This is a genomic window from Halomonas sp. KO116, assembly GCF_000734975.2.
In the GTDB taxonomy this organism is placed as follows: Bacteria; Pseudomonadota; Gammaproteobacteria; order Pseudomonadales; family Halomonadaceae; genus Vreelandella; species Vreelandella glaciei.
This window is the reverse complement of record NZ_CP011052.1, coordinates 702,945-724,600: the sequence shown is the minus strand read 5'-3', so window position 1 is coordinate 724,600 and position 21,656 is coordinate 702,945. Positions and strand designations below refer to the sequence as shown.

The 21,656-nt window shown below is 55.4% G+C and carries 19 protein-coding genes and 1 pseudogene; 3 read left to right on the top strand and 17 right to left on the bottom strand.

Annotated elements, in window-relative coordinates:
* Positions 1-3: 3 nt before the first annotated feature.
* From KO116_RS03365 to KO116_RS03345, 5 genes and pseudogenes are all read right to left on the bottom strand, one after another.
* Positions 4-936: a nucleotidyl transferase AbiEii/AbiGii toxin family protein gene (locus KO116_RS03365; RefSeq protein ID WP_035561030.1), complete on the bottom strand. Its 933-nt coding sequence runs from the start codon at positions 934-936 to the stop codon at positions 4-6.
* Positions 923-1,462 (bottom strand): type IV toxin-antitoxin system AbiEi family antitoxin, encoded by a 540-nt coding sequence (gene abiEi / locus KO116_RS03360; RefSeq protein ID WP_035561028.1) that lies wholly within the window; start codon positions 1,460-1,462, stop codon positions 923-925. Before abiEi ends, KO116_RS03365 begins: the two co-directional genes overlap by 14 nt.
* 71 nt (positions 1,463-1,533) lie before the next feature.
* Complete coding sequence (locus KO116_RS03355) at positions 1,534-2,154, bottom strand: TetR/AcrR family transcriptional regulator (RefSeq protein WP_035561025.1); 621 nt, start codon at positions 2,152-2,154, stop codon at positions 1,534-1,536.
* A gap of 94 nt (positions 2,155-2,248) precedes the next feature.
* Positions 2,249-3,745: pseudogene (locus KO116_RS03350) on the bottom strand (CoA-acylating methylmalonate-semialdehyde dehydrogenase).
* A gap of 44 nt (positions 3,746-3,789) precedes the next feature.
* Entirely contained in the window at positions 3,790-5,163 is a 1,374-nt protein-coding gene (locus KO116_RS03345) for an aspartate aminotransferase family protein (RefSeq protein ID WP_082072544.1), read from the bottom strand.
* A 194-nt stretch (positions 5,164-5,357) separates the two neighbouring features.
* Here KO116_RS03345 and KO116_RS03340 point away from each other — a divergent pair, with 194 nt between their 5' ends.
* Positions 5,358-6,638 (top strand): Zn-dependent hydrolase, encoded by a 1,281-nt coding sequence (locus KO116_RS03340; RefSeq protein WP_035561021.1) that lies wholly within the window; start codon positions 5,358-5,360, stop codon positions 6,636-6,638.
* A gap of 35 nt (positions 6,639-6,673) precedes the next feature.
* On the opposite strand, the gene menE is transcribed toward KO116_RS03340, so the two are convergent.
* Genes menE through frdA form a run of 7 tightly spaced genes read right to left on the bottom strand, consistent with a single transcriptional unit; the run spans position 6,674 to position 13,281 of the window.
* Positions 6,674-8,071, bottom strand: a complete 1,398-nt coding sequence (gene menE / locus KO116_RS03335; RefSeq protein ID WP_035561017.1) for an o-succinylbenzoate--CoA ligase — start codon at positions 8,069-8,071, stop codon at positions 6,674-6,676.
* On the bottom strand, positions 8,068-9,012 hold the full coding sequence (gene menC, locus KO116_RS03330) for an o-succinylbenzoate synthase (protein WP_035561013.1): 945 nt from the start codon (positions 9,010-9,012) through the stop codon (positions 8,068-8,070). Before menC ends, menE begins: the two co-directional genes overlap by 4 nt.
* Positions 9,012-9,872, bottom strand: a complete 861-nt coding sequence (gene menB, locus KO116_RS03325) for a 1,4-dihydroxy-2-naphthoyl-CoA synthase (RefSeq protein WP_035561010.1) — start codon at positions 9,870-9,872, stop codon at positions 9,012-9,014. Before menB ends, menC begins: the two co-directional genes overlap by 1 nt.
* Positions 9,873-9,919: 47 nt before the next feature.
* Positions 9,920-10,300, bottom strand: a complete 381-nt coding sequence (gene frdD, locus KO116_RS03320; RefSeq protein ID WP_035561585.1) for a fumarate reductase subunit FrdD — start codon at positions 10,298-10,300, stop codon at positions 9,920-9,922.
* A gap of 17 nt (positions 10,301-10,317) precedes the next feature.
* The gene (locus tag KO116_RS03315; protein ID WP_035561008.1) at positions 10,318-10,713 is read right to left on the bottom strand and encodes a fumarate reductase; all 396 of its coding nucleotides are present in this window, start codon (positions 10,711-10,713) and stop codon (positions 10,318-10,320) included.
* A gap of 16 nt (positions 10,714-10,729) precedes the next feature.
* Positions 10,730-11,497, bottom strand: coding sequence for a succinate dehydrogenase/fumarate reductase iron-sulfur subunit (locus KO116_RS03310; protein ID WP_200897129.1), 768 nt, complete (start codon positions 11,495-11,497; stop codon positions 10,730-10,732).
* Positions 11,494-13,281, bottom strand: a complete 1,788-nt coding sequence (gene frdA / locus KO116_RS03305) for a fumarate reductase (quinol) flavoprotein subunit (protein WP_035561005.1) — start codon at positions 13,279-13,281, stop codon at positions 11,494-11,496. The genes KO116_RS03310 and frdA overlap by 4 nt, the downstream gene beginning before the upstream one ends.
* A gap of 268 nt (positions 13,282-13,549) precedes the next feature.
* Here frdA and KO116_RS03300 point away from each other — a divergent pair, with 268 nt between their 5' ends.
* The gene (locus tag KO116_RS03300) at positions 13,550-15,019 is read left to right on the top strand and encodes an anion permease (protein ID WP_035561002.1); all 1,470 of its coding nucleotides are present in this window, start codon (positions 13,550-13,552) and stop codon (positions 15,017-15,019) included.
* Between the two features lie 6 nt (positions 15,020-15,025).
* On the opposite strand, the gene menH is transcribed toward KO116_RS03300, so the two are convergent.
* Genes menH through KO116_RS03285 form a run of 3 tightly spaced genes read right to left on the bottom strand, consistent with a single transcriptional unit; the run spans position 15,026 to position 18,847 of the window.
* Positions 15,026-15,790 (bottom strand): 2-succinyl-6-hydroxy-2,4-cyclohexadiene-1-carboxylate synthase, encoded by a 765-nt coding sequence (menH, locus tag KO116_RS03295; protein WP_035560998.1) that lies wholly within the window; start codon positions 15,788-15,790, stop codon positions 15,026-15,028.
* Positions 15,780-17,516, bottom strand: coding sequence for a 2-succinyl-5-enolpyruvyl-6-hydroxy-3-cyclohexene-1-carboxylic-acid synthase (gene menD / locus KO116_RS03290; protein ID WP_035561579.1), 1,737 nt, complete (start codon positions 17,514-17,516; stop codon positions 15,780-15,782). Before menD ends, menH begins: the two co-directional genes overlap by 11 nt.
* A gap of 5 nt (positions 17,517-17,521) precedes the next feature.
* Entirely contained in the window at positions 17,522-18,847 is a 1,326-nt protein-coding gene (locus KO116_RS03285) for an isochorismate synthase (protein ID WP_035560995.1), read from the bottom strand.
* A 232-nt stretch (positions 18,848-19,079) separates the two neighbouring features.
* Here KO116_RS03285 and KO116_RS03280 point away from each other — a divergent pair, with 232 nt between their 5' ends.
* Positions 19,080-20,006: a 1,4-dihydroxy-2-naphthoate polyprenyltransferase gene (locus tag KO116_RS03280; protein ID WP_035560992.1), complete on the top strand. Its 927-nt coding sequence runs from the start codon at positions 19,080-19,082 to the stop codon at positions 20,004-20,006.
* Here the strand turns inward: KO116_RS03280 and KO116_RS03275 are convergent.
* Complete coding sequence (locus KO116_RS03275) at positions 19,956-21,272, bottom strand: sensor histidine kinase (RefSeq protein WP_035560989.1); 1,317 nt, start codon at positions 21,270-21,272, stop codon at positions 19,956-19,958. The two genes, KO116_RS03280 and KO116_RS03275, sit on opposite strands and share 51 nt — an antisense overlap.
* On the bottom strand, positions 21,259-21,648 hold the full coding sequence (locus tag KO116_RS03270) for a response regulator transcription factor (RefSeq protein ID WP_200897127.1): 390 nt from the start codon (positions 21,646-21,648) through the stop codon (positions 21,259-21,261). Before KO116_RS03270 ends, KO116_RS03275 begins: the two co-directional genes overlap by 14 nt.
* Between the last annotated feature and the right edge of the window lie 8 nt (positions 21,649-21,656).

The following is a 21,656-nucleotide window of genomic DNA, read 5'->3' as shown; positions in this document are numbered from 1 at the left end:
CTTTCAGAGCTTAAATTCAGGTGGTGCTGTATTTGAACCACGCCCCTCAAGCGTTGCCACGGCGGTACTAAGCATTGTGGTAAGTTCACGCGACAGAAAGCCAGCGAACCGCGGATTATCCAGCGTTCTCGCCAGCGTGTCAGCAGGTAGAAACCGAGTCATTTCTGAGTGAAAGGCAGAGCCTGAAATGATGGCTGGCAGCCTCTCAATTATGCTACGCGCCTTGGTTGAGTAATCATCAACACGGTAGTCCGCGAGTTTGCGCTGAAGTAAATCAAGGTTGGGGGCTGCGCCCTGCTGCTTTAACCACTGCAGATCCCAGATATCCCGGTGGCGCACATACTTTTTCGTATTCACCAGCGAGACGAGCTTATCCGCCATAATCTCATCGTCGCTCTCAGTGACCACCAAAAGATCACTATATCCATCCGGCAGAAAAGGGTAATGAATCTGGATCGCATGTGCCTCACGGGTATAAGCAGGAATATTCGCAATCTCCAACTTGATTCGCTGCTTCGGAATGTCTGGCCTCATGGGCGAGGTCACAACAGCAACCTGCCACTTGTCGACATGTATATCGGCGTATCGAGGATCGTCTTTGAGCTCTTTGGGTGCTTTCACCGTGACCTCAAGGCGATAGCGTCGGCTAATGTACGCTTCAATACATTCTTTGATCCGCATAAAATCTTCGCGTTTAAAGTCTTGGCCTCCTACAAAATCCAGATCTTCACTAAATCTTGGCGATCCTCGACAAAGCCGTAAGCAAGTCCCGCCCTGAAACGTCAACGCGTCGAGCAGCCCCTCTCTATCAAGCGCATATAGAATATCGAAGTGGAGCAATTCCTTTTCAATCACCGGCCGCATCGCTGTACGGGCTGGATCCTCCATGGCTTGCGCCACTAGCTGTTCATAATCCCCAGGCTCAATCCGGTTCATTCAACACCTCGGTATCCACTAGATGAGTATTTCTACCTACGCGCTTTAGATCCGCCCAAGCGGCTTCAGGCGTCGCGATTTTGAGGGGGCGGCCAATATCTTTCATGCGCCCCATCAGCTCGGTGACTGGGCGGCGTGTATGGGTGAACTCAATGGTGCCATAAGGCGTGTAATAGGTTCCCTTTCGGCCGGTGGTCATAATGGTCAGTCGATCAACCGGAATCTGTGAGATGGCGCCGTATTCAGATAAGGCAGACTCTAAAGAAACATAGCTGTATTCGCCGCGCCGCATGGCCCGGGCGATACGCTCCAGCCGATAAGCATCTGGGGTTCGAGACAGTGCATAGTGATAGATTCCCCGCGCAACCCTTTCCAGTACTCCATGGCGGCGAAGACGGTTCACGCCCTCTTGTAGCGTTTTCGGGTTATCTTCATGGAACAGCTTGGCGAGATCTCGCAACGTGAAGATATTACGCCCCTGGCGATCCCATGCATCCAATCGTTGGCGGGCTACCATATGATCCATAAGTGTACGCCTAAACTATGTATATATAGTCTAGGCGTACACTTAAATGTCTTCAAGCCATCTTTGTTCGCTCACGCCGTCAACCCAATCCCTCGCAAAATCACCGAGGTAACCGACTGAACGGCTTTTTCGAACTGTAGATCGTCCAGCGGCTGGTTATCGTTGAGCAGGTAGATTTGGTAGTCGAAATCAGCGTAGTGCTGGGTGGAGGCCCAGATCATATAGAGCAGGTAGGAAGGCTCGACGGGGGTGATCTGGCCTGATTCTACCCATTCGCGGATTTTCGACTCTTTCAGCTTGGCCCATTCGTAAAGATTGTCGCGAAGGCGCTCCTTAAGCATCGGGGCGCCCTGCATCACTTCGGCCGCCCATACTTTTGAGCCGTGGGCGCGGTTGCGGGAGTGGGTCATCTTGGCGCGAATATAGGTGGAAAGCACGACGCGAGGATCATCGTAAAGCTCGAAACAGAGCGCATCCTGTTTCCACACTTCGAGAAGCTCTAACAGAACATCTTGATACAGCGCTTTTTTGGTCGAGAAGTAGTAGTGCACATTGGATTTGGGGATCTCTGCCAGTTGGGCGATTTCACCCATGGAGGCACCTGCGTAGCCTTTTTCGGCAAACAGCTGCTCTGCCGCCTGGAGAATCTTTTTTACATTGGTTTGCCGAATTTCGTCCTGGGTTCTCGCCACGCTGTCCTCGTCCCTATACGTCTGAAGTACGCACCAAAAAAAGCACCATCGCAGGGCGACGGTGCTGAGAAGATGTCCTAGTTACCCTAAGACGTCAACTTTGATTGTTGGGGAACGAGAACTCTGCCCGGGTCGCTTCGCTAACCGATGGCCAGCGCTGGGAAACCGCTTTACGGCGGGTATAGAAGCGCACCGAGTCCGGCCCGTAGGCGTGAAGGTCACCAAACAGAGAACGTTTCCAGCCACCAAAGCTGTGATAAGCCACCGGCACGGGCAGCGGTACGTTCACCCCCACCATGCCAACCTCAATAGCGTCGGTAAAACGGCGGGCGGCCTCGCCATCGCGAGTGAATAGGCAGGTGCCATTGCCATATTCATGATCGTTAATTAGCTGCATGGCGTCGTCCAAACTGCCGACCCGCACGATGCAAAGCACTGGCCCGAAGATCTCTTCCTGGTAAATACGCATCTCAGCGGTAACGTTATCGAACAAGCAGCCACCAACAAAATAGCCCTCTTCATGCCCCGCCACTTTAAGGCCACGGCCATCGGCCACCAGCGTTGCACCGGCGTTAACGCCATCTTCGATGAAGCCGAGCACTTTATCGCGGTGCTCTGCCGTTACCAGCGGACCCATATCCAGGCCTTTGTCAGTGCCAGGGCCCACTTTGAGCTGAGCGATTTTAGGCAGCATGGTTTCGACCAGGCGATTGGCCGTTTCATCGCCGACGCATACCGCCACTGAAATCGCCATGCAACGCTCGCCACAGCTACCGTAAGCCGCGCCCATAAGAGTATTGGCGGCGTTTTCCAAATCAGCATCCGGCAGGACGACAGCGTGGTTCTTCGCCCCACCCAACGCCTGAACACGCTTACCGGCTGCGGAACCGCGTGAGTAAATCGCTTCCGCCACGGGCGTAGAGCCAACAAACGAAATGGCTTTAACGGCCTTGGCATCCAAGAGTGTTTCCACTGCTTCGCGACCGCCATGAATGACGTTCATCACGCCTTTAGGCAGCCCCGCTTCTTGCAGCAGTTAGGCCACGGCCATTGAGGCGGATGGGTCTTTCTCAGATGGCTTGAGGATAAAGGTATTACCGCAGGCAATCGCCATGGGGTACATCCACAGCGGCACCATGGCGGGGAAGTTAAACGGGGTAATGCCCGCGACCACGCCTAAGGGCTGGAAGTTTGACCATGCATCAATGCCTGGCCCTACGTTGTGGGAATACTCGCCTTTGAGCAGTTCCGGTACACCGCAGGCGTACTCGACGTTCTCAATGCCACGCTTAAGCTCGCCCATGGCATCTTCTGGGGTTTTGCCATGCTCTTCGCTGACCAGTTGCACTAGACGGCCAGCGTGCTCTTCCAGCAACTGCTTAAAACGGTACATCACCTGGGCGCGCTTGGCGGGTGGCGTATCGCGCCAAGCAGGGAAAGCCGCCTGGGCGGCGGCAATGGCGCGCTCTACGTCGGCGGCATCCGCATCAGCGACTTGGCGAATCACTTTTCCCGTTGAGGGATTGGTGACATCCAGCGTGCGCTTACTCTCGACTAACTCACCGTTAATCAGGTGGGAAACAACACTCATAGTTAAACTCTCTATAGTTAAACTCGCTGAAGTTGATCAGTAGATTAGGCTAACGAATCCAAGGTGGTCGCAACGGCATCGAACAGCCGCTCTAGCTCAGCCTCAGTGGAGCCAAAGGGAGGGCCAAACTGCATCGTGTCACCGCCGTAGCGCACGTAGAAGCCAGCCTCCCAGAGCGCCATGTGCGCATCGCGGGGGCGGATCGTTGGATCGCCGTCGCGGGGGGTTAGCTGAATAGCACCGGCCAAGCCGTAGTTACGAATATCGACAATATGATTGCGGCCTTTTAAGGCGTGCAGCTTCTGCTCAAAAGTCGGCGCGATCGCGTTCACCTGAGCGGGGAAGTTTTCACGCTCCATCATTTCAAGGGCCGCTAGCCCCGCCGCGCAAGCTACGGGGTGGGCGCTATACGTGTAACCATGGGAGAACTCAACGGCGTGTTGGGGGCCACCGGCGTTCATGAAGGTGTCAAAAATCTCACTGGAAGCAATGACCGCACCCATAGGAATGGCGCCGTTAGTGATCTGCTTGGCCACGTTCATGATATCCGGCGTCACGCCAAACGCTTCCGCGCCTGTCGTTGCGCCGCTGCGGCCAAAGGCGGTGATCACTTCATCGAAAATCAGCAGAATATCGTTAGCGGTACAGATCTCGCGCAGCCGATCCAAATAACCTTTTGGCGGTACGATCACCCCCGCCGAGCCGGACATTGGCTCAACAATCACCGCCGCAATAGTAGAAGCATCGTGAAGAGCGATTTGATCGAGCAGCGCATCGGCAAGCTCAGCACCGGTTTCCGCTTGGCCACGGGTGAAGGCGTGGCCCGCCTGAAGGGTGTGCGGCAGATGCGTTACATCCAATAACTGGCCGTAGTGTTTCCGGTTGCCACCGATACCGCCCAGGCTGGTGCCACCGATATTCACCCCGTGATAGCCCTTGGCACGGCCAATCATGCGGGTTTTCTCAGGCTTACCTTTTAACCGCCAGTAGGCCTTGGCCATTTTGATAGAGGTATCAGCGGCTTCAGAACCTGAGTTGGTAAAAAACACGTGATCTAGCCCGGCAGGTGTGAGGCTGGCAACCTTTTCCGCCAGTTTAAACGCCAGCGGATGGCCAAGCTGAAAACCTGGCGCAAAGTCGAGGCTGCCTAACTGCGCCGACACGGCCTTTTGGATCTCTTCGCGGTTGTGCCCCGCGCCGCAGGTCCATAATCCGGAAAGCGAATCAAATAGCTTACGACCCTGATCATCAATGTAGTAACGCCCTTCCGCTCCGGCGATAACCCGCGGGTTGGCATGGAAATCGCGGTTGGCGCTAAAAGGCATCCAGTAGTGCTGATTAAGCGCCGTTTTTGAGGGTGATTCCCCCATCGAAGAAGGTGAGGTTTGCGTCTTGGTTTTGCTTTTTATTCCAAACATGGTGTCTAGCTCCATCGCTATAAGACATGGTCTCAGCATGCGCCACCACACACGTTTGTAAAATTACGCTTTTCTTTTGTTCACGTTAGATAATGTATACGTATCACGGGCTTTTTTGTCTCTACTCTAGCAATGAGCCAAATAATAAATCGGGGAGTCGCCAGCTTCCTCCGTGCTCAATAAAAGGAATTGATATGAACTCGCTTATTGAACCGAAAATCGCCATCGCTGACTTACGCACTGACAGCGATCGACTTTGGGAATCGCTTATGGAGTTGGCCAAGCTAGGTGCCACCGCCAAAGGCGGCGTTAACCGTCAGGCACTCACCGATTTAGAACGCCAGGGGCGGGATCTGTTTATTCAATGGTGCCGCGCTGAAGGCTGCACCATTCGCATTGATAATATCGGCAATATTTTTGCCCGCCGAGAAGGCAGCGACCCTGATGCCAAAACCGTGATGGCGGGTAGTCACCTGGATAGCCAGCCTACCGGCGGCAAGTATGATGGGTGCTTCGGCGTGCTCTCCGGCTTGGAGGTGATTCGTACCCTTAACCAGTACAACATCACTACTCAATCCCCTATCGAAGTCGTCGCCTGGACCAACGAAGAGGGCTGCCGTTTTCCGCCCTGCATGATGGGTTCGGGCGTATTCACTGGCGAGCTTGCATTTGACGCCATGATGGCGCGCACTGACGCAGAGGGCGTCACAGTAAGCGATGCTCTGGACGCCATCCACTACCGCGGCAGCGACAGCGTCTCGCCAAGCGAGATAAAAGCCTACTTTGAGCCGCACATTGAACAGGGCCCGATCCTGGAAGATACCGACACTACCATTGGCGTGGTGATCGGCGGGCTTGGTCAGAAGTGGTTCGACTTAACGCTGACCGGACTTGAAGCCCACGCGGGCCCTACGCCGATGAACCTACGTCGGGATGCCATGATGGGGGCAGCCGAAGTCACCCAAGCACTCAACCGTATCGCCTTTGATCATCAGCCCCACGGGCGTGGCACGGTGGGCTGTATGACGCTGCATCCTGGTTCGCGTAACGTGATTCCCGGCCAAGTCAAAATGACATTAGATATGCGCCACTGGGAACCGGAAGCGCTTATCACGATGGGCCAAGCTGTCGCGGCCGCCGTGGAAGAAATCTGCCAACGCCATGGCCTGGCGTATGAATTAACGCCTACGGCGGATTTTGCCCCGGAATACTTCAATAAGGAATGTGTTGATGCTGTACGTGATGGGGCTGAGAAGCTCGGCCTATCGCACATGGATATCATCAGCGGTGCGGGCCATGATGCGATGTTTGTTGGCCGCGTAGCCCCCGCCGCCATGATCTTTATTCCCTGCAAAGATGGCATCAGCCATAACGAGATCGAAAGCGCGACGCCGGAGCATGTCCATGCAGGTTGCAACGTTCTGCTCCACGCCATGCTGAATGCCGCTGGCACTGACGCTGACCTAGCTGGATAAGCCGAATAAAGAGAAAAGTTTAAAAGGTCGCGTCGCTAAACGACAAAATTTACGTGTGTCCGTGCCAGCTCAGCAAACTGCTTACGGGAAGGTTTAAAGCCTACCCTAGGCGGCCAAGCTAACCAGGCATCGGGCACCATAAAGCCGGGCAGCACATCACGCACCCAGGCGGCTAGCGTCTTGCTTGATACGGAGTTCGCATGCCAGTCGATAAATGCCACCGGACGCTCACCCCACTCGGGGTGAGGCACCGGCACCACTAGCGCCTGAGCGACGCTGGGATGATCGACCAAACGCTGCTCGATAGCTTCCGGCTGAATATTCTCGCCCCCGGAGATAAAACCGTTATCGAGCCGCCCCTCCACCACTAGCGCACCTTTCGAAGTTAAGTGTCCCTTATCCCGGGTAGCAAACCAACCCTCATCGTTGAGGGCTGGATCCATCCTGCCGTTATCCAGATAGCCGCAGAATAGGGTCTCGCCGCGCACCTGTATCTCACCCTCAACAACCCTCACCTCACGGCCTGGCAGCGGCCTACCGACAACGCCAGGTGCGGTGGGAATACCGGTGCAGACTTGGCTGGCCATCTCGGACAGCCCATAGCTGACTTTCGGTGTTAGCCCCAGTGATGTCATCTTCGCCACCAGCGGTGCGGGAATCGCCGCGCCGCCCAGTAGCAGCTCGCGCAGTTGCGTGCGCTGGGGCGCAAAGCCCGCTTGCAGCAACCGCCAGAGCTGGGTGGGCACCAGTGAAAGGTGGGTAATCGACTGATGTTCAAGGCGTGCTGGCAGCGTTTGCGGCTCGTCATCAAGAATAATCCGCCCACCTGCCTTAAAAACGCGAAACGGGATAGCGTAGCCACCGATATGAAACAGCGGCAGCGACAACAGCCAGCCACTGTTTTGATCAACCGGAATAAACCCTGCCGATCCCCGCGCCGAGGCCAAATGATTGGCCAAGCGATGTAGCACCGCCTTGGGTGTGCCGCTGGAGCCTGAGGTAAAAATCGTGTTGCACAGCTGGCTGCCATTAAACGACGGAGTCTCACCTGCATCAGCTTCCGCCAGAAAATCGAGGGTGACCGGCGTTAGCTGTGAAGCGTAATCATTGTCACTTTCCGTCTGGCAAACGCGGCCAGCCTGCAAGCGCTTGGCCAGGCCAAGCTGCTGAGTAACAGGAAATGCTGGGTTAAGCGGGCAGAAAATCACCCCGACCCGCAGGCAGGCCCACGCCAGCAGCAAGGATTCAAGCGAGCCTTTGGCAGGGACGACTAGCCGATCACCTGGCACAAAACCTTTCCGAGCCAGTTGCTGTGCTAAACACGCTACGCGGCGGTTGAGCGTTCGGTAACTAAGCTTCGCCGAACCCGCCTCTATGGCGATTTTCTCAGGGGTCTCTTTGGCCCAGTAGTGAATGGGGCAGGTGTCTATCACGCTGAATTTTCCAATTTAGAGAGACAATGCATGTTTTCTGTCATCACTTCGCCCATGGCAGTGGTCACGCGCTCGGTGAGCCAATGCCCCGTATCCAGCCCTGGCGGATCATGGGGTGCCCACTCGCCGGCCAACCGAGCAAGCAACCCAAGTCCCAAATCGGATTCAAAGCTGGAGGAGATCACCACGCGTAGATTACCCGCACTTGCCCGTTGAACGAGCACTTCACAGGCACTTAGCGAGCCGATCAGCGTGGGTTTGATTACCAGGGCTTTGAGTTGTGGGTGGCAGTGCCACTCTTCCCGGCGCGATAACGTTTCATCCAGAGCAATGGCCACCCCAGTCGCTTCTGCCACGGCGATGGTGTCATCAAAAGCAGCACAGGGTTCTTCCAGGTAGTCGATTTGCGCAAGGGGTAGGCGCTCACAGAAGCGCTGGGCCTCTTCCCGCGTCCAGCCGCCGTTGGCATCCAGAATCAGCTTGGTGGAGGGCAGCCGAGCGGCAAGCTGTTCGATCAACGCCAGTTCTTCCTCCATAGCATAGCGTGCCACTTTCAGCTTGAGCCGAGACGGCGGCGACGCTAGCCAACCGGCGGTTGAAAGAGACTCTATCAACTCCGCGGGTGCTCCCTGGAGCAGCGGGTAAGGCGACAAAGGCGTAGGAAGATTGTTTGGCCACGAGCGCTGGGCGCAGTCGAACCCAAACTGCACCGACGGAAGCGCTGGGGAGGCTATCTCACCGCGCTTTAAAGCAGCCAGACAAGACAAACTTTCGGCTTCTACTTCCGCCAGGGTTTCAGTCGAGAAACCAGGTAGCGGGGCAATCTCGCCCCACTGCCCGTTAATAGAAACTAACAGCCCTTCTCTGTTCGTCAGCCGCTGTCCTTTAAACATTAGCGGCTGGCGGAACTGGAGGGAGTAGCGGTAAAGGGCCAGCTGCATTAAGGGTTGCGCGGGTAGCGGGAGAAGTCCGGGCGGCGCTTTTCGTTGAAGGCGTTACGGCCCTCCTGCCCCTCTTCGGTCATGTAGTAGAGCATGGTGGCGTTACCCGCCAGCTCTTGAAGCCCGGCCTGGCCGTCGCAGTCGGCATTGAGTGCAGCTTTCAGGCAACGCAGTGCCATAGGGCTATGCTGCAGCATCTCGCGGCACCAACGCACACTCTCTTTTTCCAACTCTGCCAGGGGCACCACATGATTGACCAGCCCCATTTCAAGCGCTTGGGCGGCATCGTACTGGCGGCACAGAAACCAGATTTCCCGGGCCTTTTTTTGGCCCACAATGCGCGCCATATAAGAGGCGCCGTAGCCGCCATCGAAGGAGCCAACTTTGGGTCCGGTCTGGCCAAAGATGGCGTTATCGGCAGCGATGGTCAGGTCGCACATCATATGCAGCACGTGACCGCCACCGATGGCGTAGCCCGCCACCATGGCGACCACCGGCTTGGGGCAGGTGCGAATATCACGCTGGAAGTCCAGCACGTTGAGGTGGTGGGTGCCCTCTTCATCCTGGTAACCGCCGTAGTCACCGCGAATGCGCTGGTCACCGCCGGAACAGAACGCTTTGTCGCCTGCACCAGTGAGCAGAATGGCGCCAATGGTGCTGTCGTGGCGAGCGCGGTTAAGCGCTTGGGCCATCTCGCTAACCGTTAGCGGGCGAAAGGCGTTGCGTACCTCGGGCCGGTTGATGGTGATGCGCGCAATGCCATCGGCAGTGGTGTGATACAGAATATCCTGATAGCCATCTGAGCGATCCTGCCACTCTACCGGCGCATAGAGTTCCGTTTCAGTGAGTCCGTTGATCATGCCAGTCTCTTTTTATCGGTTGGGGCGAAATGCTGACAGCGAGCCTTTTAATTCAGCATACCTGTGACGACTAAACCCAGCGCCACAATACTGAGCAGCGCAGTGCCGCCGTACATCAGCTTTTTGTTGAGTGCGTCATTGCCCACGCTGATATCAAACATCCCATGGCGCAGGCGGTGGGCGGCATGAAATAGCGGTAAACACACTACCGCCCCAACAAACAGAAAGCCCGGTACGCTGAACAGCAGCGTTGATGCCCGCTCATAGCTCAGTGCATCGGCGGGCAGCAGGCCAAGGGGCAGTAGAACGGCGATAAAGAGAATAACGGCGGGTAGCAAGACGGCAAAACAGACGCCGCCCGCGCTAAACAGTCCCCACCAAAGCGGCTCATCATAGGCCTGTTTGTGCTGAGTGCTGTGTTTATTCATGGCTATTTTCTCCATGTTCAAGCCCTCCCAAATAGCCAGAAAAACAGTAGCGCGACCGCTACGACTCCCGCCCACTGCCCAGCAACAATGACTTGGTCAGGCAGGCTATGCCCGGCGATGCGTAGCGGCATGACCCGCGGAAACAGCACAAAGAAGGTGGCAGCGTGAAACAAGCTGGCGGCCAGTGCGAGAAGATTCAGCACTAATACGATGGGAGAGCCCATAAAGGCGATCCACCCTTGCCAGCTTTCTGCCCCTTGAAGAAGAGTAACCATACCGGCGAGTAAGCAGAGCGTGAAAAACAGCAGCGGTAGCACCGTGGCTTCACGCAGCATATATAGCTTAAAAAAGCGGTGTTTTAGCCACCAGTTGCGCTTTAGCGGTGGCAGGCGTTGCGATGTCGACTTATCCATATTCGTTCTCCTCACTCTACCCTTTAAACAACGCAATAAGCGTGTGTTTGGCCGCCTCGACCTTGCCCTGATTGACCGCAGCGGCGGGGTCAACGTGTTTGGGGCACACTTTTGAACAGAAGCCCACAAAAGTGCAGCTCCACACCCCCTCATGACGGTTAAGTTCGGCCATACGCTGCTTCTTGCCGTGGTCGCGGCTATCCAGGTTGTAACGGTGGGCCAGCGTTAGCGCCGCTGGGCCAAGGAACTCAGGGTTAAGCCCGAACTGCGGGCAGGCCGAGTAGCAGAGGCCACAATTAATGCAGTTAGCGAACTGCTTATAGCGGGCGAGCTGTTCGGGTGACTGCTGATAGGTTTCCGGCGCCTGTGGGTCATACGGTTTTACCGGATTGTCATCGATAAGGTAGGGCTTAACCGCGGCCAGGTGCTCAAGAAATATCGCCATATCCACCACCAGATCCCGCTGTACCGGGAAGTGGGCCAGCGGCTCGATACGAATATCGCCTTCATAATCGCGCAGGAAGGTTTTGCAGCCCAGCTTGGGAATGCCGTTCACCATGACCCCGCAGGAGCCGCAAATCGCCATCCGGCACGACCAGCGGTAGCTCAAGGTGCTATCGAGCTGCTCTTTGATATGGTTGAGGGCATCCAACAGAGAAGTGCTGTCGTCCACCGGCAGTTCGTACTGCTGCCAATAGGGTTCAGCCGAGCTGTCGGGCATGTAGCGTTTGACGCTAATGTGCTTGGTGCTGACGTTCTTAGCATTGATCTGCTCGGTATTCATGCCTTGCCCCCTTTGCCTGCATCGCCATAGGCCCGCTCAGCTGGTGCAGAAAACCGCACATCGACATCCTGCCAGTGCAGTTCGGCCGGAGCTTCGCCTTGATAAAACACCTGGCTGTGCTTGAGGTAATTAACGTCGTCGCGTTTTTGCATGCCTTCATCCAGGCGCTGATGAGCACCGCGGGATTCACGGCGCTCCAGGGCACTCAAGCATGAGGCTTCGGCGATATCCAAGCCATAGCCAAGTTCAATGCACTCCAGTAGCTCGGTGTTGAATATCTTGCTGGTATCTTTAACGCGTATTTCATTGAAGCGAGCGCGCAGCTGACGCATGGTCTCCAGAGAATGGCGCATGCCCTCTTCGGTGCGGTAAATACCGCAGCCGCTCTCCATGGCCTGCACCATGGCGTGCTTGAGTTCGACCCAGTTCTCCCCGCTCCCGGTGCCGTCACAGAGGCGCAGCAGCTTAGCTTGCTGACGGTCACCCTGGGCTTCCAGCAGGCGCTCATCGGCCCACTCGGTTTGTGCCGCACGCTTGCTGGCTTGCTCACCGGCCAGTCGGCCAAACACCAGTAGCTCGGTAAGCGAATTGGAGCCGAGGCGGTTAGCGCCGTGCAACCCCACCGAAGCACACTCCCCGGCGGCGTAGAGCCCCGCGATTGAGGTTTCGCACTGGGGGTTGGTTTCAATTCCGCCCATGGTGTAGTGAACCGCCGGGCGAATGGGGATGGGTTCTTTCACCGGATCGACATTGATATAGGCTTTGGCTAGCTCGCAGATAAACGGCAGGCGCTCCAATATAGTCTTTTCACCCAAGTGACGCAGGTCGAGATACACCACGTCGCTGTCGCCAAACTTGCCGGTGCGGCCTGCCTGCTGCTCCTGCCAGAAGGCTTGAGAGAGTTTGTCTCGCGGCCCCAGCTCCATGTATTTGTTTTCCGGCTTGCCCAGCGGCGTTTCCGGGCCAAGGCCATAATCCTGCAGATAGCGATAGCCCTCTTTATTAAGCAAAATGCCACCTTCGCCCCGGCACGCTTCGGTAATCAAAATGCCAGAACCGGGCAGGCCCGTAGGGTGGTATTGCACAAACTCCATATCCCGCAGCGCCACACCATGACGATAGGCCATCGCCATACCGTCGCCGGTGACAATGCCTGCGTTGGTATTGAAGCGGAACAGGCGCCCAGCGCCGCCGGTGGCAAGAATCACCGCTTTAGCGCGCAGCAGGGTCAGTTCACCGGTGGCGATCTGCAGGGCAATCACGCCAATCACGGCACCTTCATGTACCGCCAGATCGAGCACAAAGAACTCATCAAAGCGCTCGATCTCTGGGTACTTTAGCGAGGTTTGGAACAGGGTGTGGAGCATATGGAAGCCGGTTTTGTCAGCCGCGAACCAGGTGCGGGCCGTTTTCATGCCTCCAAAGCGCCGCACCTGCACTTGGCCATCGTCTTTCCGGCTCCAGGGGCAGCCCCATCGCTCCATCTGCACCAGTTCTTGATAAGCGTGATGGACAAAGTAGTCGACGACGCCCTGCTCAACCAGCCAGTCACCGCCTGACACCGTGTCGTCGAAATGCGCCTGATGGGAATCCTCGGCACTGGTAACGGCAGCAGCGCCGCCTTCAGCCGCCACGGTGTGGGAACGCATGGGATACACCTTGGACAGCAGCGCAATGCGCTGGGAGGTGCCCTGCTCCTTGGCCTGCTCGGCAGCACCAATAGCAGCGCGCAAACCTGCGCCACCCCCACCTACAATGACGATATCGAAATCTCGCTGCTGCATGACAACCCCTTCCGTTAGCCAGGTCAAAGGTGTTACTGGCGGCAATCTTCGCTGCCGTCTTCTTTATTCGAACTTACCATGCCCGTTGCAGACCTTGCTCATTAGTCGAAAAGACTATTGACGCACATCAAGTAAGCAGTGAATCGAGCGGGTATTGCTGTTCCCCTCGTGCCGCACCCCCTACTCTTCAAGCCACTCACTGCAGGCAGATGGCTGCCTACCAAGCGACAAAGAAGTCCTTACTGCAAAAATTGAAGAGAGGTGCCGCATGACGTCCAATGCCCAACCCTCACCGCGATGGAAACTATTAGCACCGCTAGCAGTTACTATTATCATCGCGCTGATACCCACTCCCCCGGGGCTAGCGCCTCACGCGTGGTACTTCTTGGCTATTTTCCTGGGCTGCGTTATGGGCCTGATTCTTGAACCATTACCAGGCGCAGTGGTGGGGCTTATCGGCGTTACCCTGGTGGCACTTCTTTCCAGATGGGTGCTGTTCTCTCCCGAGCAACTAGCGACCGAAGGATTTAATGCCGCGGGCCAAGCTTTTTCGTGGGCGGTTTCGGGCTTTACCAACTCCACTGTGTGGCTGATTTTCGGCGCTTTTATGTTTGCCCTGGGGTACGAAAAAACCGGCCTGGGCAGGCGAATATCGCTCTGGCTGGTCAAGGCAATGGGGAAACGCACCTTGACCCTCGGCTACGCGGTGATGATTGCCGATGGCATTCTGGCGCCTTTTACACCTTCCAATACGGCGCGCAGTGCGGGCACGATCTATCCAGTCATTCGTAACCTACCGCCGCTTTACGATTCGCTCCCCAATGACCCCAGCATGAAGCGCATGGGCAGCTTTTTGATGTGGACGGCGCTTGCCTCTACCTGTGTGACCAGTTCACTATTTTTGACCGCCCTGGCACCCAATCTATTGGCGATCGCGCTAACCGAGAGCGCCACCGGTATCCATATCAACTGGGGGCAGTGGTTTATGGCGGTAGCGCCAGTGGGCATTCTGCTACTGCTGCTAGTGCCGCTGCTGAGCTACTGGCTATGCGCTCCTGAAGTGAAAGCGGGCCATGAAATTTCCGACTGGGCGGGTGAGGAGCTGACTAAGCTGGGGGCACTGACTCGCCATGAAATAATGCTGGTTATTATGGTGGTCACTGCCCTGCTGCTGTGGATTTTTGCCGGCGACATTATCTCTGGGTCGCTGGTGGGTCTACTGGTGATCTGCGGCATGTTGTTAACCGGTATTGTGACCTGGAGCGATATTCTCGATAACCGAGCAGCCTGGAATACCTTTGTATGGTTTGCCACCCTGGTGGCACTAGCGGGCGGGCTTAGCCAAGTAGGCTTCGTTAACTGGTTTGGCAGCGTGGTCGGCGGGCAGATAAGCCACTTCGACCCGCTGATGGCCATGGTGGCGCTGGTGGTGATTTTCTATCTACTGCACTACTTCTTTGCCAGTGTTACTGCCCACGTTACCGCCCTGCTACCCGTGATTCTGGCGGCGGCTACGGGGATTGCCGGGCTGGATATGCAGATGTTTATTCTGCTGCTGCTACCCACGCTGGGCTTTATGGGCATTCTCACCCCCTACGGCACAGGGCCAAGCCCGGTTTACTACGGCAGCGGCTACCTGCCCAGCGCACTCTTTTGGCGCCTAGGGGCGATCTTTGGACTGCTATTCCTGGTGGTTTGGCTGGTGATCGGCCTACCCTGGTTAATGCTGATCAGCTGATAACCATTAGCCTAGCGTGCGATACCAGGCATTGAGCTGTTGAGCAATCATCTCTGGTTGCTCAGCATGAAGATTGTGGCCCCCTTCCAGCGTGATATGGCGCAGGCGGGGGGCCATCATTGCTAGATGAGACGCCAGAGTGTGGAATTTGGCGTCCCGCTGCCCCGAAAAGTAGCTCACCGGAAGCGTGGTATTTTCCAACCACGACCATAGTGACGGCTGATGACCCAAGGAAGATGACCGCAGCATGCTGGCGATGGCTGGCCCACGATTCGCTAGCCGACGTTGAATCTGCCGACCGCGCTGGGCGCCGGTTAAGTCGGCAAATACCGGCTGCTGGTACCAGTCGGCAAGTACGTTTCCCAATAGTTCCTGCTCGAAGCGTGTTGCCCAGCGTTCATCGTGAGCAATTCGGGCAGAACGCTCACTGGCGGGCAGCCCTGGGTGGGCACTTTCCAGCCAGAGCGCTTCCAGCCCCGGTGGCTGACGGCTGGCATGGTACAGCGCCAAGCGCCCGCCCAGGGAGTAACCCAGCAGGCAGTAACGGCGAACACCGTGAGTCAACAATGTGTCACTGAGCCAGTGATGAAACGCTTCGAAAGAGTCTACCTGTATCTGTTGATTTTCACCGTGCCCAGGCAAGTCCAACGCTAGGCAATCTATACCTTCCAAACCAGCGTTCACTCCCGCCCAGTCGTGGCGGTCGCCCAGCAGGCCGTGCAGCAGGATCAGGGTTGGTTTGGGTAACTTTTGCTTAAACTCACTGCTCACCCTGTTCCTCCCGAAGCATTACCCCAAGGGCTATCAGATCATCGGCCACCTGCTGGTGGGGCACCTTAATCTCAATCAACGTAACGCCCGCCTGCAGAGCCTGGGTATAGGCCGCCGAAAAGGCATCCAATGAGTAGGGTGCTGAGTAGCCAAGCCCAAACATCTTTGCCGCATATTCAAAGCTCAAACCGTGGGGCTGGCGGTAATAGCGCTCCAGCAGCTCGCCCTCTTTGGGCACCGGCAGCAAATGGAAAATACTACCGCCATCATTATTGAGAATAACCACCACCAGCGGCTGAACCGCCTGCTTTAACAGCGCCAAGCTGTTGAGATCATGGAGTGCGCTGGTATCTCCCAGCACGATGGTGGTTGGCCCTAAGTGGGTGAAACTCACGCCGTAAGCGGTGGCAATTAATCCATCGATACCAGACGCGCCGCGATTGGCAAATACCTGCAGCGGCGTTCGGCGATCCGTTCCCAGCATATTCATTAGCCGCGCGGGCAGGCTGTTGCCTATGAATAGCTGCCCTTCAGCCAACTGCGCTAAATGGTGACAAATACTCACTTCTGAAAATGTCTTACAGCGCTCTTCGACAAGCCGGCTAGTGCGGCGTTGGAGGCTAGTCAGCTGATGCCAGGAGAGTTGTTCAGATATCGTTGGCAAAGCGGCTATAAAGTCGGCAGGCGAGCCTACCAAACGGCGCTTAACGCAGTAGTCGGGATCCAACCGCTGGGACAGCGGATCCACCAACCAGACATCCTGCCAGGGCTTCTGGGCAATAAATTGCGTTAGCCGCTTGGAAATTAACCGGCCACCGAACTGCAGCAGCACCTCGGCTTTAGCGAGCTCAGCGCTAAACCGCTCATCATGCAGCGCCAGATCGAAGTGAACCAGATTGTGAGGGTCAAAATGAATTTGGCTCTGTATGTCGGCCAGTAGCGGCCAACCCAACTGCTTGGATAGCTCAACAATCTGCTGCGCCTGCTTGTGGTCATCAACACTGCCTACAACGATCAGGCCGCGCTGCTGGGCAAACGTTTCCCACGCGTGGTTGAGCGCTGGAACCGCAGTACTGGATGACCAATCACTCCACGGTTTTACAGTCGTCAGCCAGTCCCTCAGCGGGGCGAGATAGTCACTGGCATCCACCAGGCAGTTGCCGGGGTAAAGCGGTTCGCGATAACGGCAGTTTATGTGAATAGGCCCAGGGGTACGACGCTGCTGGTCGACGGCTTGATCAAGCGTGCTGAGTAGAAACGATGCTTTTATTTCAGCATCGGGTGGCGGCAGGTCGTGGTGAACAATGGTGTAGCGGGAGAAAATATCCCGTTGGTCAATCGCCTGGTTGCTGCCGTTATCCAGTAGCTCAATGGGGCGGTCGGCAGAGAGCACAATAAGCGGGACGCCGAGTAAATTTGCTTCCACCACCGCCGGGTAAAGGTTGGCCACGGCAGTGCCTGAGGTGGTAATAATAACGACCGGACGCTGGCTGCCCCGGGCAATACCCAACGCCATAAACCCCAGCCCACGTTCGTCAAAATGGCAATGGCAGCGCAGCCCGGCGTGTTCGCTGGCGACCATCGTCAACGGCGATGAGCGTGAGCCCGGCGCCAGTGCGATATCACGCACACCCAAGCGGTAAAGCTCTTCTAACATCAACGCCGCCCACACATGATTGAAGGTGGCGTGCGCTTTCGCAAAACCGCTCGATGTCGGTGCTGTCATATGCATTATCCCATCCCTAGTAGCGACATAATGTCAGCGATTTTCGTATCCAGTTCGCGCCACTCCTCGTCCGACTGGGAGCCTGCCACTATGCCTGCACCGGCATAAAGGCGAATCGCTTCTGGGCCGATATGGGCGCAGCGAATAGCCACCGCCAGATCGCTGCTGGTGTGACTGATTCGGCCGAAAACGCCCGCATACCAGCCGCGTTGATGACGCTCATGCTGGCGAATAAATGCCAGCGCCGACTCGCGGGGAACGCCGCCTACCGCCGGGGTAGGCGGCAGCACTGCCAGCAACTGCTGATCAGTGACGTCTCGGTGCAACTCGGCGTGAATCAGGCGACGGATATGCTGCACCGAGCGCAGCTTAACAATATGCGCCTCGCCCATCTGGACTTGAGAAGAGAGCGGCTCAAGCTGAGTCAAAAGCTGCTGATAGACGCACTGGTTTTCCAGACTGTTTTTCTTATCGGCCAGCAGTGCATCAGCAAGCGCTTGATCTTGCTGGGCATCCTGCCCACGACGCGTGGTGCCCGCTAGTGCTTCGGTCATTAAGTGCCTACCTTCGCGCTTATAAAGCCGCTCTGGCGGGCAGCCAATAAACGCCTCATGCGGAGTGAGCTGGATACCAAAGTGAAAACAGTCGGCGGCACCGGCCTGCCAGTGTGCCAGCAGCGCCCAAGGGTTGGGCATTTCCGGTGCGGTTAGGCACGTCTGCCGGGAAAGCACCACCTTGGGCGTGTGACCCAGATGGTTTGGATGAGTAACCCGCTCTACCCACGCCGCCCACTCTCTTTGTGCAGGACGGTCTTCACGCTGGTAAATATAAGGTAGCAGGCGTGGTAGCGCTTTCTCCGCTTTCAGAACAACTAAACAGGCGTGAGCCTGGGCTATTTCAGTATCAGGGCAACGATCATCGAAACGCAGGTTGAGTGACAGCGTTCCCACGCCTTCCTGGCGCCTAAGTTCTATACGCGGCAGCAAAAAGTGACAGCCAGGAAAGTGCTGCCAACCAGGCGAATCAGGGTCAAAGGCCATACCCCCGAAGTAATCCGGCTGCTCGCCACCAATACCTGCCAGCGCGGCAAGGTCAGCCTGAAGCGCCACCAGCGAATCAAACGCTTTAACAGCCCCCAGCGTCACATGCTCGACGGCGTCAGCATCACGTGATTTCCAGTAAATGTGGGGTAACACGCTTTGCACGTTTAGCCACCCTATCAAGCTATCTACCTGGCAAGGGGTATTAAGGCGAACAAACCCCTTTTTAGCGGTTTCACCAAGCGTATCAAGCTGGTGCTTAAGAGCTTCAATAGGGTCGGTGAGGTACATAAATAACCTTTTAGGTAAGCGTTGCTAGCGCCTCATATTTGTATTGTCTAAATAACTCGGCCGATTCTCACGTAGACTAAAGGTGTATGGAGTATTTGCAGTGTGGCGTAAAGCGAGGATGTTTTTTTGACTTAGATCTGCTTTTCAGCAATTAATCATACATACTTGCATGTTTCTTACTGCTGCACTTTACCCGTTTTTACCCGCGAATAGTTAATAGGATATCGACGTAATGGAACCACTCGCTACGCAGCGTCAACGCCAGGCTTGGCTACTTGCAGCTCGCCCTCGCACCTTACCACTGGCGTGCGCATCTATTCTGTTGGGCAGCGGACTGGCGGCGACGACCCAGGCCTTTAATCCTGCCGTGCTGCTGCTTGCCCTGTTAACGGCTGTTGCGCTGCAAGTACTCTCAAACCTAGCTAACGATTATGGTGATGCGGCTTCGGGTGCTGACGACGCACAACGTATCGGCCCTGTGCGTGCAGTCTCCTCTGGCCTACTTAGCCCCCAAGCAATGCGCAAGGGAATGGTGATAACCGCGCTTGCTGCCACGCTGTTGGGGCTACTCTTATTGGTGACCGCCTTTGGCAACCAGTGGGGCGAGATTCTCACCTTCGTGCTGCTAGGGGCGGCTTCTTTATTGGCTGCAGTGACCTATACCGTTGGGCTAGGTGGCACGCCCTATGGTTATCGGGGGCTGGGGGACGTTGCGGTCTTTATTTTTTTCGGGCTACTGGGGGTAATAGGCACTTACTACCTTCATGTACAGCAGCTAAGTTGGCTACCGTTTCTACCCGCGGCGGCGTGTGGGTTGCTGGCAACCGCCGTGCTCAATGTCAATAACGTGCGCGATATCGAAAGCGATGCACGCAACGGGAAGAGCACCCTCGCAGTGCGGCTGGGCCGCGCGAACGCTATTAGGTACCACTGGGCGCTGCTGGGGATGGCGCTGCTGCTTACCCTTATCTACCTGCTGGTACTGCCGGTGCCATTAGCGGGATGGAGTTGCCTGCTGGTGGCCAAGCCGGTGACGGATGCCGCCAGGACATTACACCGCACACGTAATGGAGAGACTCTGACAAGCATGTTGAAGAAAACCGCCATCTCAACGCTGCTTTACAGCGTGCTGCTGTCTATTGGCTTGGTCTTTTTCTGAGTTTAAACATACGCAGACGATCGCCTGGCTTTGCTTAATCGTATGATGATAACCCCACCCAAGACGGTGGGTAAGTTTTGCAGTCAACTCTAAGCCCAGCCCAAAACCAAGGCTGTCAGCCTCCTCATTCTCTATGTTGAGATCATTAACTATCTCAACAACACTATCCCTCTGCGTAATACAAATACCGCCTTCCATCGTATGTTGAAAAGCATTGCGAATGAGATTTCCTAGCACAATCTGAACAGCAGCTTCCGGCAACTTACAACTATAGGGCTTGGTCACTAACGAAACCGTAATATCTTTATATTTCAAAAGATAGCCTAAATCATCGACCAAACTCTTTATCAGTAAATCTAACCTGAAATCTTTAATGAAAAGTGGTTCATTATCAGTCTTTCCTAGCCATAACAAGGTTGTCGTTAAGTCTTTCATAGTTTGGCTTGCGCGTTCTATACGTTCTACTACAGCTATTTCCCGCGGGTCGTTCCGCAATATAGCCTGATGCTCTTTTAGCTTGCGAAGTAACTCAATATTATTTTGTATCACACTAATAGGCGTACGCAATTCATGACTAGTATGACGTAAAAAAGATTGTTCCCTATCGAGTCCTTCTTTTACTGAAATCAGACTATTGCGTACCAGCCGGGCAAAATCGTTTAGGTCCCGGAATCCAAAATCTGGAATGTGGTCATCCAGAGTTTTTTCATTCAACTCTCGGGCCCAAACACCAAGGCGGGCTACGGGACGAGCTAACTGATATAAAAACCACCATACCACCAGTGCTACTGAAGCAGCGGATCCCAGCCCAATAACGAGCAGCGTTATTAGTGATTCTCTGGCGTGGCTCTTCACCATTTCGGAGACCGTATCGGGTGAAATGTAAAAACTCACATAAAAGATTTCTCCACGGACATCCACAGCCATATAAAAAAACATTAGATTAAAGGGCTCGGCCTCACCTTTCATATTTAATTTTTGTAACTGGTTATCGATAGGTGGTGTAGGTTCTGACTCAACAATGAAGGCTGGCTGATCGTGCCATTCACGAGTTACTTTATAGTTATCGAAACCTTTGAGATTAGAGCCGGACTCATCATCGGCATATACAGTGGCGGCCCAGTTTAGGTTATCGACAATAATGGTATCCATACCACTCATGAAATACCGTGTTGATAAGAAACTATAGCCAGTGATGAGCACAAAAGCGATGACGGTAAATACTAGAATCAAGGCTCCACGAAGGCTGGGATTAGCCTTGCTCATGATTTTCACGTAGAGCAAAACCAAAGCCTGGCACGGTATGTATTAACCGCGAAACGAAATCCGAATCCACCGTCTTGCGCAGATAATGCATATGAACTTTAAGCACATCGCTGTCAGGAATTCTGTCTCCCCAGACTGCCGCTTCTAGCTTTTGCCTGTTTACTGCTTCTGGAGCGGCTCTCAGCAACGTTTCAAGAAGCTGCCAGGCCGTAGGCGTTAACTTCAATCGTTGACCAGAACGGTAAACTTCGCGCCTATTCAGGTTCATTTCCAGCCCTCCATAGCTTAGAATTTGGGCTTGTCCGCTACGACGACGAGTCAGCGCCTGCACTCGGGCCACCAACTCATCAAGTTCAAAAGGGGCGGATGCAGACACTGAGTGCA

Excerpts from the sequence above, each read along its gene's own strand:
- KO116_RS03365 (WP_035561030.1), bottom strand. The coding sequence starts at position 936 with ATGAACCGGATTGAGCCTGGGGATTATGAACAGCTAGTGGCGCAAGCC.
- abiEi (WP_035561028.1), bottom strand. The coding sequence starts at position 1,462 with ATGGATCATATGGTAGCCCGCCAACGATTGGATGCATGGGATCGCCAG.
- KO116_RS03345 (WP_082072544.1), bottom strand. The coding sequence starts at position 5,163 with ATGTTTGGAATAAAAAGCAAAACCAAGACGCAAACCTCACCTTCTTCG.
- KO116_RS03340 (WP_035561021.1), top strand. The coding sequence starts at position 5,358 with ATGAACTCGCTTATTGAACCGAAAATCGCCATCGCTGACTTACGCACT.
- menC (WP_035561013.1), bottom strand. The coding sequence starts at position 9,012 with ATGCAGCTGGCCCTTTACCGCTACTCCCTCCAGTTCCGCCAGCCGCTA.
- menB (WP_035561010.1), bottom strand. The coding sequence starts at position 9,872 with ATGATCAACGGACTCACTGAAACGGAACTCTATGCGCCGGTAGAGTGG.
- frdD (WP_035561585.1), bottom strand. The coding sequence starts at position 10,300 with ATGAATAAACACAGCACTCAGCACAAACAGGCCTATGATGAGCCGCTT.
- KO116_RS03315 (WP_035561008.1), bottom strand. The coding sequence starts at position 10,713 with ATGGATAAGTCGACATCGCAACGCCTGCCACCGCTAAAGCGCAACTGG.
- KO116_RS03310 (WP_200897129.1), bottom strand. The coding sequence starts at position 11,497 with ATGAATACCGAGCAGATCAATGCTAAGAACGTCAGCACCAAGCACATT.
- frdA (WP_035561005.1), bottom strand. The coding sequence starts at position 13,281 with ATGCAGCAGCGAGATTTCGATATCGTCATTGTAGGTGGGGGTGGCGCA.
- KO116_RS03300 (WP_035561002.1), top strand. The coding sequence starts at position 13,550 with ATGACGTCCAATGCCCAACCCTCACCGCGATGGAAACTATTAGCACCG.
- menD (WP_035561579.1), bottom strand. The coding sequence starts at position 17,516 with ATGACAGCACCGACATCGAGCGGTTTTGCGAAAGCGCACGCCACCTTC.
- KO116_RS03285 (WP_035560995.1), bottom strand. The coding sequence starts at position 18,847 with ATGTACCTCACCGACCCTATTGAAGCTCTTAAGCACCAGCTTGATACG.
- KO116_RS03280 (WP_035560992.1), top strand. The coding sequence starts at position 19,080 with ATGGAACCACTCGCTACGCAGCGTCAACGCCAGGCTTGGCTACTTGCA.
- KO116_RS03275 (WP_035560989.1), bottom strand. The coding sequence starts at position 21,272 with ATGAGCAAGGCTAATCCCAGCCTTCGTGGAGCCTTGATTCTAGTATTT.